14 protein-coding genes are annotated in these 14,804 nt (G+C 42.0%); 10 read left to right on the top strand and 4 right to left on the bottom strand.

Annotated elements, in window-relative coordinates; translation table 11 throughout:
* The first annotated feature begins 6 nt into the window (after window positions 1-6).
* The 6 genes from LG336_RS24265 to LG336_RS24240 all read left to right on the top strand — a co-directional run bounded on the left by LG336_RS24265 (window position 7) and on the right by LG336_RS24240 (window position 6,164).
* Window positions 7-1,122 carry a glycosyltransferase family 4 protein gene (locus tag LG336_RS24265; RefSeq protein ID WP_404330040.1) on the top strand — a complete coding sequence of 372 codons (1,116 nt, stop codon included), beginning with the start codon at window positions 7-9 and terminating at the stop codon, window positions 1,120-1,122.
* Window positions 1,115-1,957: a HipA family kinase gene (locus LG336_RS24260; RefSeq protein ID WP_404330039.1), complete on the top strand. Its 843-nt coding sequence runs from the start codon at window positions 1,115-1,117 to the stop codon at window positions 1,955-1,957. The genes LG336_RS24265 and LG336_RS24260 overlap by 8 nt, the downstream gene beginning before the upstream one ends.
* 132 nt (window positions 1,958-2,089) lie before the next feature.
* Window positions 2,090-2,995: a UTP--glucose-1-phosphate uridylyltransferase GalU gene (galU, locus tag LG336_RS24255; RefSeq protein ID WP_404330038.1), complete on the top strand. Its 906-nt coding sequence runs from the start codon at window positions 2,090-2,092 to the stop codon at window positions 2,993-2,995.
* A complete protein-coding gene (locus tag LG336_RS24250; RefSeq protein ID WP_404330037.1) occupies window positions 2,992-4,305 on the top strand; it encodes a UDP-glucose dehydrogenase family protein in 1,314 nt (437 codons plus the stop codon). The genes galU and LG336_RS24250 overlap by 4 nt, the downstream gene beginning before the upstream one ends.
* A gap of 658 nt (window positions 4,306-4,963) precedes the next feature.
* Window positions 4,964-5,464: a preQ(1) synthase gene (queF, locus tag LG336_RS24245; RefSeq protein WP_404330036.1), complete on the top strand. Its 501-nt coding sequence runs from the start codon at window positions 4,964-4,966 to the stop codon at window positions 5,462-5,464.
* Window positions 5,465-5,528: 64 nt separating this feature from the next.
* The gene (locus LG336_RS24240) at window positions 5,529-6,164 is read left to right on the top strand and encodes a queuosine precursor transporter (RefSeq protein WP_404330035.1); all 636 of its coding nucleotides are present in this window, start codon (window positions 5,529-5,531) and stop codon (window positions 6,162-6,164) included.
* Window positions 6,165-6,845: 681 nt separating this feature from the next.
* On the opposite strand, the gene LG336_RS24235 is transcribed toward LG336_RS24240, so the two are convergent.
* The 3 genes from LG336_RS24235 to LG336_RS24225 all read right to left on the bottom strand — a co-directional run bounded on the left by LG336_RS24235 (window position 6,846) and on the right by LG336_RS24225 (window position 9,781).
* The gene (locus LG336_RS24235; protein ID WP_404330034.1) at window positions 6,846-7,880 is read right to left on the bottom strand and encodes an aldose epimerase family protein; all 1,035 of its coding nucleotides are present in this window, start codon (window positions 7,878-7,880) and stop codon (window positions 6,846-6,848) included.
* A gap of 275 nt (window positions 7,881-8,155) precedes the next feature.
* Window positions 8,156-8,824, bottom strand: coding sequence for a SurA N-terminal domain-containing protein (locus LG336_RS24230; protein ID WP_404330033.1), 669 nt, complete (start codon window positions 8,822-8,824; stop codon window positions 8,156-8,158).
* 621 nt (window positions 8,825-9,445) lie between these two features.
* Complete coding sequence (locus LG336_RS24225; RefSeq protein WP_404333274.1) at window positions 9,446-9,781, bottom strand: winged helix-turn-helix transcriptional regulator; 336 nt, start codon at window positions 9,779-9,781, stop codon at window positions 9,446-9,448.
* A 175-nt stretch (window positions 9,782-9,956) separates the two neighbouring features.
* Between LG336_RS24225 and LG336_RS24220 the strand changes: the two genes are divergently transcribed.
* From LG336_RS24220 to LG336_RS24205, 4 genes are all read left to right on the top strand, one after another.
* The gene (locus tag LG336_RS24220; protein WP_404330032.1) at window positions 9,957-10,808 is read left to right on the top strand and encodes a VOC family protein; all 852 of its coding nucleotides are present in this window, start codon (window positions 9,957-9,959) and stop codon (window positions 10,806-10,808) included.
* A gap of 317 nt (window positions 10,809-11,125) precedes the next feature.
* Window positions 11,126-12,226 carry an FAD-dependent monooxygenase gene (locus tag LG336_RS24215; RefSeq protein WP_404330031.1) on the top strand — a complete coding sequence of 367 codons (1,101 nt, stop codon included), beginning with the start codon at window positions 11,126-11,128 and terminating at the stop codon, window positions 12,224-12,226.
* Between the two features lie 40 nt (window positions 12,227-12,266).
* A complete protein-coding gene (locus tag LG336_RS24210) occupies window positions 12,267-12,998 on the top strand; it encodes a GTP cyclohydrolase II (protein ID WP_404330030.1) in 732 nt (243 codons plus the stop codon).
* Window positions 12,999-13,089: 91 nt separating this feature from the next.
* Complete coding sequence (locus LG336_RS24205; protein ID WP_404330029.1) at window positions 13,090-13,647, top strand: HAD family acid phosphatase; 558 nt, start codon at window positions 13,090-13,092, stop codon at window positions 13,645-13,647.
* Window positions 13,648-14,277: 630 nt separating this feature from the next.
* On the opposite strand, the gene LG336_RS24200 is transcribed toward LG336_RS24205, so the two are convergent.
* Entirely contained in the window at window positions 14,278-14,478 is a 201-nt protein-coding gene (locus LG336_RS24200) for a cold-shock protein (protein WP_221875074.1), read from the bottom strand.
* Between the last annotated feature and the right edge of the window lie 326 nt (window positions 14,479-14,804).

The following is a 14,804-nucleotide window of genomic DNA, read 5'->3' as shown; positions in this document are numbered from 1 at the left end:
ACCAAAATGAAAGTGCTAATAATCTGGCGGCTGCTCACAGTTGGTGGGGTGAATGCCGGGTGGAGGAACCGAGCGATTTATTTTAAACAGCATGGAATTGAGACGGAATTCCTGTACACAACTGACCATGGGGGCATGCATATTATGGCGGATGTAGCCCCGATATATTTAACTAAGGATGAAGATGAAATCGTTAAAATTATCCGGGACAATCATTATGAAGCTGTTATAGTCGTTGATACAGGTAAAGCTTATAAATGGCTTCGGGAGGCAAACTATCAGGGACCAGTTATTGTCGAAGCGAGGACACCCGAGCTTATTAAGCTCACCCCTCATTTAAAATCATTCAGAGGGTACTCTCCGGAAACGATCATCGTTCCTTCTTCCTATCAAAAGCGGTTGGTTTCAATCCTAACCGACGAAATCCCTATTAATGTGATCTACAACGGCGTCGATACGAAATTTTTCCGGGCGTTAAAATCTGATGAAATTGATTTTAACAGCGAGCCGTTCCTTCCTAATAATAAAAAAATCGTTGCTTATATTGGCCGTTTGGATAAGCGGAAAAATTGGCCGATGCTCCTTGAAATTGCCAAGCGGGCGAAACAGGAGCGTGACGATGTTGAGTTTTGGATCATTGGTGGAGCGCAAAGTGTCCAGCGGGAGGAATTTGCAACAGAATGGAAGGCACAGCAACTGACGGATATCGTCAAATGGTTCCCGGTCATTCCCTATCAGCAAATGCCACATATGTATGCAAAGGTCCGCGAATCAGGGGGATGTACATTAGCAACAACGAAATCTGAGTCATACGGCAATACGTTTATTGAATCCATGGTGTCAGGTGTTCCGGTTGTTGCATCAAGGATGATGCCTGTAACAGAGCTTGTAAAAGAAGGTGAGACAGGATTGCTGTACCGGGGGCAAAATGTCGATGACGCTGTTAACCAAATTTATACCATTCTCGATCATCCGGACATGCATCAAAAAATGTCCACCGCTGCGATCAAGCATGTTCAAGACAACTTTTCAATTGAAGCCGTGGCAGAGCAATATGTCGAGCTATTAAAAAGACTGTTACAAACGGATGCAGCTGAGGGAGAGGTGAAGCTAGATGATTGAACCTGTTGCTTACCATAAAAAACTAGAAGGTAAGTCGAATGCTCGTCTAATCACCTTTAGTGATGGGAACGACTATGTGGTGAAATTTTTTCAGCCTGGTTTTGAAAAGACCTTGCCCAATGAGTGGATTGGCTATTGCCTCGCTAGGTACCTGCAAATGCCTGTCCCGTATGGTCGGATTGTCGATATCCCAAGCGACTTTTTTAAAAATGTACAGGACCAAAAGAAGGGAGAAGGGGCTACAGAAGTACCAGATTTTTCTCAACTAAGCGACGTGCCCTACCAATTTGCCTCTTTATATGTAGCCGATTGTGTTAACGGTCATGAGGTTGCAGATATCAATACTATCACCAATTCCGCTAGCTTAGCGAACATTATATTATTTGATTATTGGGTAGGCAATCAAGACCGGACGCGGAAAAATATTTTGTTTCAAGCGCAGGAACAAGCACAAGGTCAAGACCAAGACCAAGACCAAGGAATCTATCATTTATGGATAATCGATCATGCTGAGATTCTCGGCGGTTTTAATTGGCAACTGGCTGACCTTGAAGGTTTATCAGATGGGATTGTGAAAAGTATGGCCCATAAGATAATGGCATCCTTTATTGAAAGTGAGGAAGAATTTTATAAGCAACTTGAGGTCATCCAGACGATTCCGATTTTATTAATCGAAGAAATCGTCACTCTTATTCCCGACGAATGGGGTGTTTCAAAAGAAGAACGAAAGGCCATTGTGACCTCGCTTCTTTATCGCCGGCATAAGGTATTGCCAAAGCTAATCGAGCGGTTTATAAAAAAAGTCTACCAGCCATTAAAAACAGAAAACGGTTGAGACCTTTCACATGGTCATCATAAATCATTGATTGAGGGCTGGTTCACAAGGTTTAAAGATTACTAGACTACCAAGGTGACCAGAATGTGCCCGCTTGTATGAACAGATTTTGTGAATCAAGGAGGGACACATATGAAAATTAGGAAAGCAATTATCCCAGCAGCGGGCCTTGGTACGCGTTTTTTGCCAGCAACGAAAGCACAGGCAAAGGAAATGCTTCCGATTGTCGATAAACCAACCATACAATATATCGTCGAAGAAGCACTCGCTTCAGGGATTGAAGAAATCCTTATCATTACTGGTAGAGGCAAACGGTCGATTGAGCATCATTTTACGAAATCCCACCAATTAGAAGATCTGCTGTTAAAGAAACAGAAGATGGACATTTTAGAAGATATCCAGAAACTATCCAGTTTGGTCAATATCTATTATCTTTATCAACAGGAGCCAAACGGCTTGGGGGATGCGGTGTTATGTGCGAGAAAGTTTATTGGCAATGAACCTTTTGCCGTCTTACTTGGCGATGACATTGTCATGTCAGAGACCCCATGCCTAAAGCAATTAACAGATGCGTTTGAATATAGCAACAGTTCGGTTGTAGCGGTCCAGAAGGTTGCGAAGAAAGATGTTAGTAAATACGGAATCGTCAAGACGAATGGCACACTCCACACATCCAAGCTTCACTTGGTACAGTCCTTGGTTGAAAAGCCAAAGCCAAAAGAAGCGCCATCACAATACGCCATCATGGGCCGCTATGTGCTGAGACCAGATATTTTTGATGTTCTTGAAGAAACCCCTATTGGTGCTGGGGATGAGCTACAGTTAACCGATGCTATCAATGAGTTGGCAAAAAAGCAGGCGGTCTTCGCTTATGAATTTGCGGGGAAACGTTATGATATCGGTGATAAGCTTGGCTTTATCAAAGCGACCATTGATTTTGCATTGCAACGAGAAGACCTCCGCGAAGAGGTTTTAACATTTTTAAAGAGTAAGTCAGACCAAACTCTGCCGCGAGAGACTGAGGGTGGAGCAGAATGAAGGTTGCAATCTTAGGTACAGGTTATGTGGGATTGTCGACAGGTGTATCGTTATCTGAAATCGGCCATCATGTGTGCTGTATCGATGTGGATGAAGGGAAGATTAGCCTATTACAACAAGGAATTTCCCCGATATATGAGCCAGGTATGGAAGAATTTCTAGCAAGAAATATCGCCGCAGGCAAACTGCGTTTTACCACGTCACATCGTGAGGGCTTAGCTGGGGCCGAAATTGTGATTCTTGCAGTTGGAACCCCTCAACGAGACGACGGTAGTGCGGATTTAACGTATCTAGAGGAAGCTGCAAAAGATTTGGCTGCCCACCTCATCCAGGGTACGATTGTAGTAATCAAGAGTACGGTGCCAGTTGGGACGAATGATGAAATCAGAAAGATTATTGAAACAAATTGCCATGAAGATGTTTCGGTAGAAATGGTAGCGAATCCGGAGTTTTTAAGACAAGGCTCAGCATTAAAGGATACGTTAGAGGCCGACCGAATCATCATTGGAAGTGAAAATCAACAAGCTGCGAGCAAGGTAAAAGAGATGTACAGTCCATTAAAGGTTCCGTGTATGATGACAAGTATTAGAAGTGCAGAGATGATTAAATACGCATCAAATGCATTTTTAGCCACGAAAATTAGTTTTATAAATGCGGTTGCCAACTTGTGTGAAGCCGTCGGAGCCGATGTCACAGATGTCGCAAAGGGAATGGGGATGGATAAACGGATTGGGAACCATTTTCTACAGGCCGGGATTGGCTATGGTGGCTCTTGCTTTCCGAAGGATGTGAAAGCCTTGTGGCATACAACTAGGAAACATGACGTAGATTTTGGGGTGCTTGCTGAAACGATGAGGGTGAATGATGAGCAGCAGGTCCTGTTGGTGAAAAAGGCTCTAAAGCGCTTTGACGGGCATCTATCAGGAAAAAAAATAGCGCTGTTGGGTCTTTCATTTAAGCCGGATACGGACGATATGAGGGAGGCACCGTCGATAAAAATTTCGCAAGAACTGAACAAACATGGGGCTCAAGTGGTCGCCTACGATCCGGTTGCAACTAGCAATGCGAAAAGAGTGATTGGAGAAAAAATCACCTACGCTGATAACCTTCTTGAGGCGATAACGGATGCGGATGCTGTGTTTGTGGTAACAGAGTGGCAGGAAATTAAACAGTTGGATATCGCTCTGCTGGGGAAAGTGATGAAGAAAGTGATCGTCTTTGATGGGCGCAACTGTTTTGATGAAGAGAAGATTCACAGTTGCAAAAACATTGAGTACTACCCAATCGGACGACCGGCCATTATCACATAAGGAGAAATCTGAAGTAGAGTCAGGAGTAATCCTGGCTTTTTCCAGTGGTTAAGGAATTTAAAAAAGTTCCAGGGTGTGGATAATTGTATGCGTTGTCTGCATCCAGCTCCAGCGCCCAGCGACTAGTGTACTTCGTCCACCGAGTAAAAATCGGCTTTTGGATTTTTACCTCCGCAACGATTGCTTCAAGCAAGAATGCGCTACGCTCTTCGTGTTTCCTTTATCTTAGTCGGTGTGCTCCAGTCCATACGTCGCTTAACGGGCGCTTGCGCTTTTGTTCTTTTTATACGAAAAACCCACGGAAATTTCCCTGTCTTTCGGCTCCATTAAAATGTAAAATTAATAGGATTGCTTATTGATAGGATGTAAACCTATCCTATTGTTGAATTTTAGTATTACTGATCATACCGGAAAGATTATTGAGGTAAAACTTTCTATTGACGATTCGACGCGTATTCATTATGATAGGGAAAGAATTTAATACCCGTGCTCGGACGGGAGAGGTTCATAGCGGAAACCCTCTATAAAAAACTATGGATATATGACTATAGAAGCCATATCCATACCCGGATGTGGCTTTTTGCATCCTCCTTTTGATATTTAGCTATGAAAACCTCCCTGTTACGCGTGTGGGTACACGATATTGGGAGGTTTTTTTATGTCTGGACGTAAAGAAGAACAAGGTTTAAAGGATCTAACATTGCTTGGAAATCAACATACACAATATTCATCCGATTATGCACCTGAGGTGTTGGAGGCTGTGGATAGCTTGCATTCAAATCGAGATTATTTTGTAAAGTTCAATTGTCCTGAGTTTACAAGTCTTTGCCCAATTACTGGTCAGCCTGATTTTGCAACCATGTATATTTCCTATATTCCTGATAAAAAAATTGTTGAAAGCAAGTCATTAAAATTATATTTGTTTAGTTTCAGAAATCATGGGGATTTCCACGAAGATTGTGTCAACATCATCATGAATGATTTAATCAAGCTACTTGACCCTCGTTATATCGAGGTTTGGGGCAAGTTTACCCCGCGTGGCGGGATTTCAATTGACCCTTGGTGCAATTATGGCAAGCCAGGTAGCAAATACGAAGAAATGGCTCACTTCAGGTTGATGAATCATGACCTATACCCTGAGAAGGTCGACAATCGTTAAGTTGGAAATTGAGGTCTCACGTGAAAGAACCAAGAGTGAATCAAAATGAGGAAGGAAGCTATAAATGCTTTTATATCTAAATGGAATTTTTGTTGGCTTACTAATATTATCAAATATCGTTGCTGTGAAGCTGTTTAGTATCGGAACGTGGGCGATGTTACCTGCAGCAGTGGTTATTTATATTTTTACCTTTCCAATTACGGATGTGATTGTCGAAGTTTATGGTAAAAAAGAAGCGCAGCGGACCGTTCGTGCGGGCTTCATTACACAGGTTTTGGCTCTTATTTTCATCGCGATTACGATCTCTTTACCTGCTGCACCTGTTTTTGGAGAGCAAGCCTCATTTGAGACCATTTTAAGTGGGAGCTTCCGAGTAGTCGTTGCAAGCTTGATTTCTTATATGATCAGCCAGAACCTCGATGTGTTTGTGTTTGGGCAGTTAAAGGCCAAACATGGCCAGAGGAAGCTGTGGTTGCGCAACAATGCATCAACCATGACTAGTCAATTAATCGATACGACGATTTTTATAGCGATAGCGTTTTACGGAACCATGCCATTGGCGGTACTTGGAGGCCTGATTTTTACACAATATGTTTTCAAGTTCCTCGCTTCCATCCTCCTAACGCCAGTTGTGTATCTATTGGTCGGCTTCGTTAAAAAACAGGAGCTTAGGACAGAAGGGTTAACAACGCAGGGGTAGTGGTAGTTATTCCGAAAAGCAGAAATTGGGCTCCATGGATCTCTCCATGGAGCCCAAATTAGCTTCTTGAATGTGGCAAAAGGGCACCATGAATCTTCATGGAGCACAAATTTGATGCCGGAAGCAGCGAAAGGGTCTCATGAACACTTCATGGAGCCCAAAATAGCTTCAGGAATTAGAAAAAGGGTCTCATGAAAGCTTCATGGAGCCCAAACTTGCTTCCGGAAGCAGAAAAAGGGTCTCATGAAAGCTTCATGGAGCCCAAACTTGCTTCCGGAAGCAGAAAAAGGGTCCCATGAACACTTCATGGAGCCCAAAATAGCTTCAGGAATTAGAAAAAGGGTCCCATGAAAGCTTCATGGAGCCCAAACTTGCTTCCGGAAGCAGAAAAAGGGTCCCATGAAAGCTTCATGGAGCCCAAACTTGCTTCCGGAAGCAGAAAAAGGGTCCCATGAAAGCTTCATGGAGCCCAAACTTGCTTCCGGAAGCAGAAAAAGAGTCTCATAAACGCTTCATGGAGCCCAAATCTGCTTCCGGAAGCAGAAAAAGGGTCTCATGAACGCCTAATGGGACCCCAATTTGCTTTCGAATTCAAAACTAGATCTACCATGAACATCCCCATGGACCTAAATCTCAATTCCTCAATCAGAAAAACCTCTATACATGATTAGGTTTAGAATCTTACTCTACCCCAAACGTAAAAACAGTCTCTTTCTCATACTTCTCACCAGCATTCAACCGTACATCTGGAAATCCCTCGTGATGTAACGACGCAGGGGAAGCCTGAGTCTCAAAGCAAACGCCAAGGTATTTCTGAGACTTTGCCTCAGCCAATTGCATTTGATCATCTAAACTATTTCCTGAGTACATCACCATACCAGGCTGATTCGTTTTAACTGACATTACGCGGCCGCTGTTTGGCTCACGAACAATTGCTTGCTGCGTCGTTGAATGGTCAAAGATAAAATAATGGTCATATCCGTTGCCAGCAATTTTATTTTGCTCGAACTCACCATTAAATCCATCCCCAAGCCTACGACCTTGACGGAAATCAAACGATGTCCCCTCAACTTGAAGCTTTGATCCAGTAGGAATTAAGTTCTCATCCAATTCAACAAACTGGCGACTATCAATCGTTACGTGATGGTCTTCAACAGTGTTTTTTAAATCACCACTCAAATTAAAATAACAATGGTTTGTTAGCGTCAAAGCTGTCGTTTGGTCACTAGTTGCTTCATAAGCAAGCGAAAGTTGATTTTCATTATTTAGTGTATAAGTGACTGTGACCTCAACGTTCCCTGGGTATCCTCCCTCGCCATCGGCACTTTTATGAGTAAGAGTTAACCCAACAGTCCCGCCAGTCTGAAACGGCGTAACCTCCCAAATGACCTGATGGAATCCTTCTGACCCACCATGTAGATGATTCTCTCCGTCATTAGCTTCCAAGTTATATTTTTCACCATTCAACTCGAACGATGAACCTTGAATCCGTCCAGCAACTCGGCCAATAAGTGCGCCCAAGAAAGGAGGGTTTGCCTCATAATCTTGGTATTCTTTCATCCCGAGAGCAACATTTTCAAGCACGCCATTACGGTCAGGTACGAGTATTTTCGTAATAATCCCGCCATAATTAAGAACACTAACCGACATTTGCTTGTCATTGGTTAAAGTAAATTCCTTCCAACTACTTAAAATTTCTTTTGTTTGAATGTTCATGTTCCATTCCACCTAGATAGTTAGTTTGAAATGAAGCGCTTAAACGCTTCTTTTTTTAGAATAATTTGCAACCAGCCTATAACAGAATATTGCCTTTGTCGATTCAGTTTATTCTGTACATATTTGCTCTATTTTACTTAGTTTAAGTAATGCACTAAGTTAGTTCCAGTCTACTAGGAATCTTTTCATGAGACAAGTGCTGGAAGGAAGCAACTTTCAAAACATACAAAAAACCTCCTTACCGTTTTAGGGGAAGGAGGCGATCGTCTTACCAATTAAAGTGTAATTTCAATGTTTTTTTCATTTGCTGTCCGTAATTCTTCAATCAGTTCATTAACCTTTTCACTTTTCTTTTCGGCCATGATTTGTTGTTCTAATTGAGGTTTTATTGTTTCGAGGTCTTCTGCTTCTTGCTCTTGACTCGCGAGAGCTTCTTTATATTCGTCGTATTTGACTGTTACTTCATCTTCCGTAACATCAATTTTACCAATCGTAGTGTCTAAATACTTTGTGATTGTAAGTTGATCTTTAACTTTCACCTTTAATTCATCTTCGGTGATTTTATTTTTTTTCAATGTCTCTTCAAAGCCTTTATCATCTTCAAATTGTCCTTTAATCGCCTCTAATTCTGTATCCACTTCGCTTTGTTCAATCGCAACGCCATCTTCTTGAGCGGTCTGAAGAACAAGCTTTGTATTTACGAGTTGATTTAGAACCGACAATTCGATTTGTTCCTTCATTTCATCATCAAGCTCGTCTAAGTTCATGCCTTGTTGAGTGTACATATTCTTCGTATTTTCTAGTTCAGTTTCGTAGTCAGTCTTCAAGATTTCTTCGCCATTTACAGTTGCAACAACCTCTGAAGAGTTGCCCCCGCTACAAGCTCCTAGGATTAACGTGACAATTCCTAATAAAATAAACCATTTAGATGTTTTATTAAACAAAAAAACCTCTCCTCTCAATCCAATGACGTCATTGTATCACATTTACTAGTCATGTAGGGTTATGTAAAAAAATTGTTATCTTGTTGTAACCCACGGACGAGTGGAGAAGTATGTCGAAAGAAAAGAAATAGCTGATGACAAATTTCCTGTAGTTTTGTATGCGCCATTTGGTATTTTAAAAAAAACGCTAGAGGGGTGACAGAATGTATTTTGAAAATCTATTAAATGCCCTGTTTGGAGAGAGAGAGATTCTCCATGTATTAGAATGCTCAATTTGTGGGTTTGATGAGGTTTACTATATAGATACCACATCTAGAAAACAAATAGGTAGGGCTTGTCAAGGTTGCCAATTTGTACAGAAGTTTGATTTTTAACCCAACTGCCAAAGGAGAAATGGATGTTATCTTGAGCCTTCCGTTTTGAATAAATTCGACCTAGAAATATGGAAAAATAAAAAAATTAGGGATTATGAAGTTCTTATGGTATACTTTGTCTACCGTTTTCCGATTCATGTTCCCTGCTCATTTACTGAGCAGGGTTTTTTTATTTTCTTAAAAAATCTGATACAAGTTCTTACAATAGAAGAACAGTAAAAGCCGGTTGTCTGTTGACAACCGGCTTTTACTGTTCTGAGTCACTCTTTCCTTCGGCCTCTACCCAATTCTGGGACCACTTTTCGAGTTCCTTCATGAGCGGCTCTAGGGCTAAGCCCTTCTCGGTGAGGGAATACTCAATACGTACAGGAGTTTCGGGATATACCTCGCGTTTGACTATGCCTTGAGTCTCAAGATCCTTTAGTCGCTCTGATAGGACGCGACCGCTAATTCCCATTGACGATTCTAAAGTGCAGAAGCGTTTTGGCCCTGTAAGTAGTTGGTAAATCACTAACCCGGTCCACCGCTGGCTTAGCAAACTCATTGCTTTTTCAAATCGAGGGCAAATGATGGAAGTATCTATGGGTTATCACCTCTATCTATATTTATATGACATCTTAATTATAGATAACTATATAATTACAATACAACATTCACACACTTGACACAAGTTAATATTAAAAATATAATTACTTACATAAAGTAACTAACTAAACTTATTGAAATAAATAACCTATAACCAAATTGGAGGATGAGAAATGACTTTTCATCAAGCACCGAGCACGTTTGTTTCCCAAGTTCAGCTAAAGGTTCAAGACCTCGAGCGTTCACTAGAATTTTATCAAAACATCATTGGTTTGAAGGTGTTAGAACAACAGGAGCGCAGGGTGGAATTAACGGCCGATGGGAAAACAACCTTACTGACAATCGAACAGCCAAAGGATATCAGTCCGAAACAACAGCGAACAACGGGTTTGTATCATTATGCATTGTTGCTTGCTAGCCGAGCGGACTTAGCGAAGGTCATCCTTCATATGATCAAAACCCAATATCCTATCCAAGGAGGGTCTGACCATCTTGTGAGTGAAGCGTTGTACCTAGCTGATCCAGATGGCAATGGAATTGAGATTTACCATGACCGTCCAGCGTCCACCTGGAAATGGGAAGGCGGCGAGGTTGTAATGACAACTGAGCCGATGGATGTGGAAGGTATTTTAAAAGAAGACGATGGCCAACCGTGGAACGGTCTCCCTGCTGGCACAATCATGGGTCATATCCATTTGCATGTTGCCGAATTTAAAAAAACAGAACAGTTTTACTGTGAGGGCCTTGGGTTCGAAATTGTTTGTCGATACGGCGGCCAGGCTCTGTTTATTTCTACGGGTGGATATCACCACCATATTGGCCTCAATACTTGGAATGGTGTTGGAGCTCCGACTCCTGCGGAAAACAGTGTCGGAATGAGTTCGTATCGTGTGGTTTTTCCAAATGAAACAGCCCGCAATGAGGCCGTTACACGGTTATCGACTCTTGGTGCTGTGTTGACTGAAGAGCAGGGCGCACTTTTCACCAAAGACCCTTCTGGAAACTCCATTGAATTAAGGGTTTAAATTGGAAGTGAAAAGAGTCTTGGCGAGGTCCTACTTTTAAGATAGGATAGAAAAAGCGTGCTAAAAACCGTTTGGTAATACTAAAAAGTTGATTGAGGCGTAATCATTCTGGCAGTCCCAAAAGTTGATTAAGGCGTAATCAACATTCTGGCAGTCCCAAAAAGTAGCGTTAGCCGGCATCTGTATTGAGTGGATGCCGTTATACTTGAGCGTTACGATTTAAGGGCTCATGGTAAAAAACAATATTTTCAGTACGATTAAGTTAAATAAGATGCGCGACTATGTGTATGTATGATATAAAATTAGGTGGTTTTAACATGATACTTGAAGCGGATGTTTGTATAGTTGGGGCTGGTCCCGGGGGAGCACTGCTCGGATATTTACTGGCGAAAAACAATCTGTCTACGATTGTTCTGGAACAGCACGAAACATACGATAAAGAATTTCGCGGTGAACACCTGAATGCCGAGGGTGAAGAGGTTTTACGAGCATTTGGTCTATATGAAAAGGTGGAAGAAGAAGGGCTCCTGCTTATGGACCGAGTCGAATATTGGCAGCGAGGCGAAGTGTTGAAAACGGTATGGCCGGCAGCGGGGGAAAAACATGTAGGGATTCATGTTCCGCAACGAAATTTACTTAGTGTGTTGTTTCGTGAATCGGAGCGGTTTTCAAACCACCAATTAATGATGGGCACAAAGGTAACAGAGATTATGTTGAACGAGAATGGATCGGTAACGGGAATAAAAGCCAAAAAAGGCGATCAACCTATTACAATAAAAAGCTCCGTTGTCATCGGGGCTGACGGACGGTTTTCCACGGTTCGGAAACTGGCTCAGATTCCGTTTTCAACTGTAAACCATGGCTATGACTTGCTTTGGGCGAAAATTCCGAGTCCCCTAGGCTGGGAGCCGACTATTCGTCAGGCCCTTGTGGATGATCATCAATTTGCTTTATTTACTCAGGCGGGCGGGTTCGTTCAAATAGGATGGAATATTGAAGAAGGTTCATTTCCTCGCTTGAAAAAGCAATCCTTTGTACCGTTTATCAATCAGGTAACAGCTACATTTCCAGAGTTGACGACAAGTGTTAATCAGCATATTCAATCATGGAATGATTTTATATTATTGAAGGTTCATAGCTGTAAATGTGAGACGTGGGTAATGGACGGGCTAGCGATCATGGGGGATGCAGCCCATACGATGAGTCCAACCGGTGCGTTTGGAATCAATGCTGCCCTGGTGGACGCAAAGGTGTTAAGTGAAGTCCTCGTTGAAGCACTTGTTCATGGGGATGCGAGTGCCGAGCAATTAAAAAAATATGAGCTGCATCGTCGGACTTGGGTGGAAGCACAACAAAAACAGCAATTAATAAGAGAAGCGAACTTTAAAGAAGCGTTCGTGGTTCCGGTGCTTTCCTAAAGCAGGGAGACGCGAAGGTTTGGGGTTGGAGGGGTATACAATGCAAGAATTACAGGTGAAATCAAACAGTCTATCTGTGTTGGAAGATAAAATAAAGCTCATTCAGCATGATGAAGGTGCGATTTATTTAGTAGGACCTATTAAACTACCGGTAAATCTACACGGAGAAACCGTCGAGTTTAAGTGGTATAGCTGGTTGCAAACAGACGATGTGATTGAGGACTTTCAGGAAGTAATCAACCGATTATCGTCAGCACGATTGGCTGAGTCCCAACAATCTAGCGTTCTAGTATATGGCGATTTTGACTATAGCGACGATGCGTTAATTCGCATGCACTCCATCTGTCATACGGGAGATATCTTCGGTAGCAAGCGCTGCGATTGCGGCTTTCAGTTGAAGCAGTCGATGAAAATGATGGTTGAACATGGTTCAGGGGCACTCTTTTATTTGGCCAATCATGAAGGGCGTGGCATTGGCTTGTTCAGCAAGGCAATGGCATATATCCTCCAAGAAAATGGCTTTGATACCGTTGAGGCCAATCAAGCACTAGGTTTCGCAGATGATACACGAAATTATGATGAAGCGATTCAGGTGTTAAAGGCGTTAAGAGCAAAGCCTGTAACCCTGATTACAAATAATCCGAAAAAACTAGAAGCCTTAAAGGCAGCTGGCTTGCCCGTTTCAGGCAGAACGCCGTTATGGGGCGATGTCTCAGAGTACAATGAACGTTACTTGCAGACAAAAATGAACAAGTCTGGACATATGGCGTAGGTTTAGTTGGCGGTGTTTTAAGACGACTGTGTTCGCTAAAAATTCTGGATGGTGCTAAGCGCCATCCATTTGTGGTTAGGAGTGTTTTTAAATGAAATTTGGGTTTGATATTGATGATACATTGATTAATTTGCGGGAGCATGCTTTTCATCTTTATAATCAGAAGTTAAATAAAAATATAGATTTAAAGGCCTTCCGAGAGCTTAAAAGAGTGGAAATTCATGAGCCTTTTGGTCTAACAGATGAAGAGGGGAAGCATATGTGGAATTCCTCGCTAGAAGATATCTATTACACTTCTTGTCCCTCTTTTACAGGTGCTGTGGAGCTGCTAAATGACTTGGTGGATAAGGGGCATGAGGTCTATTACATTACCTCGAGACCGAAAGAACATGGGGAGCGAACAATGAAATGGATGCTGGAAAATGGCTTTCCTGTTCAGAAGGAGCGCTTTTTCTACGGAATGAAGGATTCCGAGAAAGTGGACATTATTCGCAATTTAAAGCTTGATTACTATTTTGATGACAAACCAGAAGTATTAGACACGCTTAGTGGCGAATCACTTCGAGTTTATGTAAAAGATCAATCCTATAACCAGCATATAGCAATCCCAAGGGTGAAGGAATGGGTTGATTTTACGTTTGAGGATTGATTTCGTTGAGGTATTTAGATTGAGGATGGATCCCTGTTCTTTTCTGGAACAGGGATTTTGTTGATTGGTTTGGTTTTTGGGTGCGGAAGGGGAGGGCGTGAAAACTATTTTACCGTTTGTGTTATTTTTGGGGTCGAACGGGTAAATAGAGCCTTTCTAATTGCCGGTTTGCATCTTGTTTAACCCTGAACGGGTAATTAGGAACTATTTATTAAAAAACTCTGCTCTCATTGCCCATACCTTATAGAAAGCCGAGAGTATGGGAAGCGAGAAGCCGTCTCAATGCCCATACTCAACAAGAAGCGGAGAGTATGGGAAGCGAGGAGCCGTCTCAATGCCCATACTCAACAGAAAGCCGAAAGTATGGGAAATGAAGAGCCGTCTCAATGCCCATACTCAACAGAAAGCCGAAAGTATGGGAAATGAAGAGCCGTCTCAATGCCCATACTCAACAGAAAGCCGAAAGTATGGGAAATGAAGAGCCGTCTCAATGCCCATACTCAACAAAAAGCCGAAAGTATGGGAACTGAGTGCCACTCCCTACCATCCTCCAAAACTCATCATGAAAAATAACCAAATAAAAAAAGACTCTCCAACGAGAGTCTTTTATATATGTCGATTCAATTATAATTATGCTTTACGTACGTTAGTCGCTTGTGGTCCGCGTTGACCTTGTTCAACTTCAAAAGTCACGTCTTGGCCTTCGTCTAAAGATTTGAAGCCTTCTCCTTGAATTGCTGAGAAGTGAACGAATACGTCGTCTCCAGCTTCGCGTTCGATGAATCCGAATCCTTTTTCTGCGTTAAACCATTTCACTTTACCTTGTTCCATTTGTGTATCCTCCTCGTGTGCTAAGCACACATTGTGTTACTATCCTTGCTTATAAGAGACAGAAAGCAGATTCACTTAACGATCTTTTCGAACAAACAAAAATAATTCTTTCTAAATATAACAGGAATACCAAAAAAATGCAATGGGATAATAACCCATTCACCTTCTAAAAGTTGTTTTCGTAAAGATTGTTGTTAAAATCCTAATTCCGATTTTAACGTAAGGAAAGCTATTTTGTGCGTTAATATATAGTTTGCAAGCTCTTTTCTCGCAAACCATGTTATTTTATGAAAACATAGCTCAACCAATCAAACTTATCAGCTAAA

The sequence above is a fragment of the Mesobacillus maritimus genome, assembly GCF_044803185.1.
Classification (GTDB): domain Bacteria; phylum Bacillota; class Bacilli; order Bacillales; family Cytobacillaceae; genus Mesobacillus_B; species Mesobacillus_B maritimus_B.
The sequence above is the reverse complement of the archived record's forward strand: the minus strand, read 5'-3'. Positions and strand labels throughout refer to the sequence as shown.

Bases quoted from the DNA above. Each gene is read 5' to 3' on its own strand.
- queF (WP_404330036.1), top strand. From the start codon at position 4,964: ATGTCTGGACGTAAAGAAGAACAAGGTTTAAAGGATCTAACATTGCTT.
- LG336_RS24240 (WP_404330035.1), top strand. From the start codon at position 5,529: ATGCTTTTATATCTAAATGGAATTTTTGTTGGCTTACTAATATTATCA.
- LG336_RS24250 (WP_404330037.1), top strand. From the start codon at position 2,992: ATGAAGGTTGCAATCTTAGGTACAGGTTATGTGGGATTGTCGACAGGT.
- LG336_RS24235 (WP_404330034.1), bottom strand. From the start codon at position 7,880: ATGAACATTCAAACAAAAGAAATTTTAAGTAGTTGGAAGGAATTTACT.
- LG336_RS24220 (WP_404330032.1), top strand. From the start codon at position 9,957: ATGACTTTTCATCAAGCACCGAGCACGTTTGTTTCCCAAGTTCAGCTA.
- galU (WP_404330038.1), top strand. From the start codon at position 2,090: ATGAAAATTAGGAAAGCAATTATCCCAGCAGCGGGCCTTGGTACGCGT.
- LG336_RS24215 (WP_404330031.1), top strand. From the start codon at position 11,126: ATGATACTTGAAGCGGATGTTTGTATAGTTGGGGCTGGTCCCGGGGGA.
- LG336_RS24260 (WP_404330039.1), top strand. From the start codon at position 1,115: ATGATTGAACCTGTTGCTTACCATAAAAAACTAGAAGGTAAGTCGAAT.
- LG336_RS24210 (WP_404330030.1), top strand. From the start codon at position 12,267: ATGCAAGAATTACAGGTGAAATCAAACAGTCTATCTGTGTTGGAAGAT.
- LG336_RS24200 (WP_221875074.1), bottom strand. From the start codon at position 14,478: ATGGAACAAGGTAAAGTGAAATGGTTTAACGCAGAAAAAGGATTCGGA.
- LG336_RS24205 (WP_404330029.1), top strand. From the start codon at position 13,090: ATGAAATTTGGGTTTGATATTGATGATACATTGATTAATTTGCGGGAG.
- LG336_RS24265 (WP_404330040.1), top strand. From the start codon at position 7: ATGAAAGTGCTAATAATCTGGCGGCTGCTCACAGTTGGTGGGGTGAAT.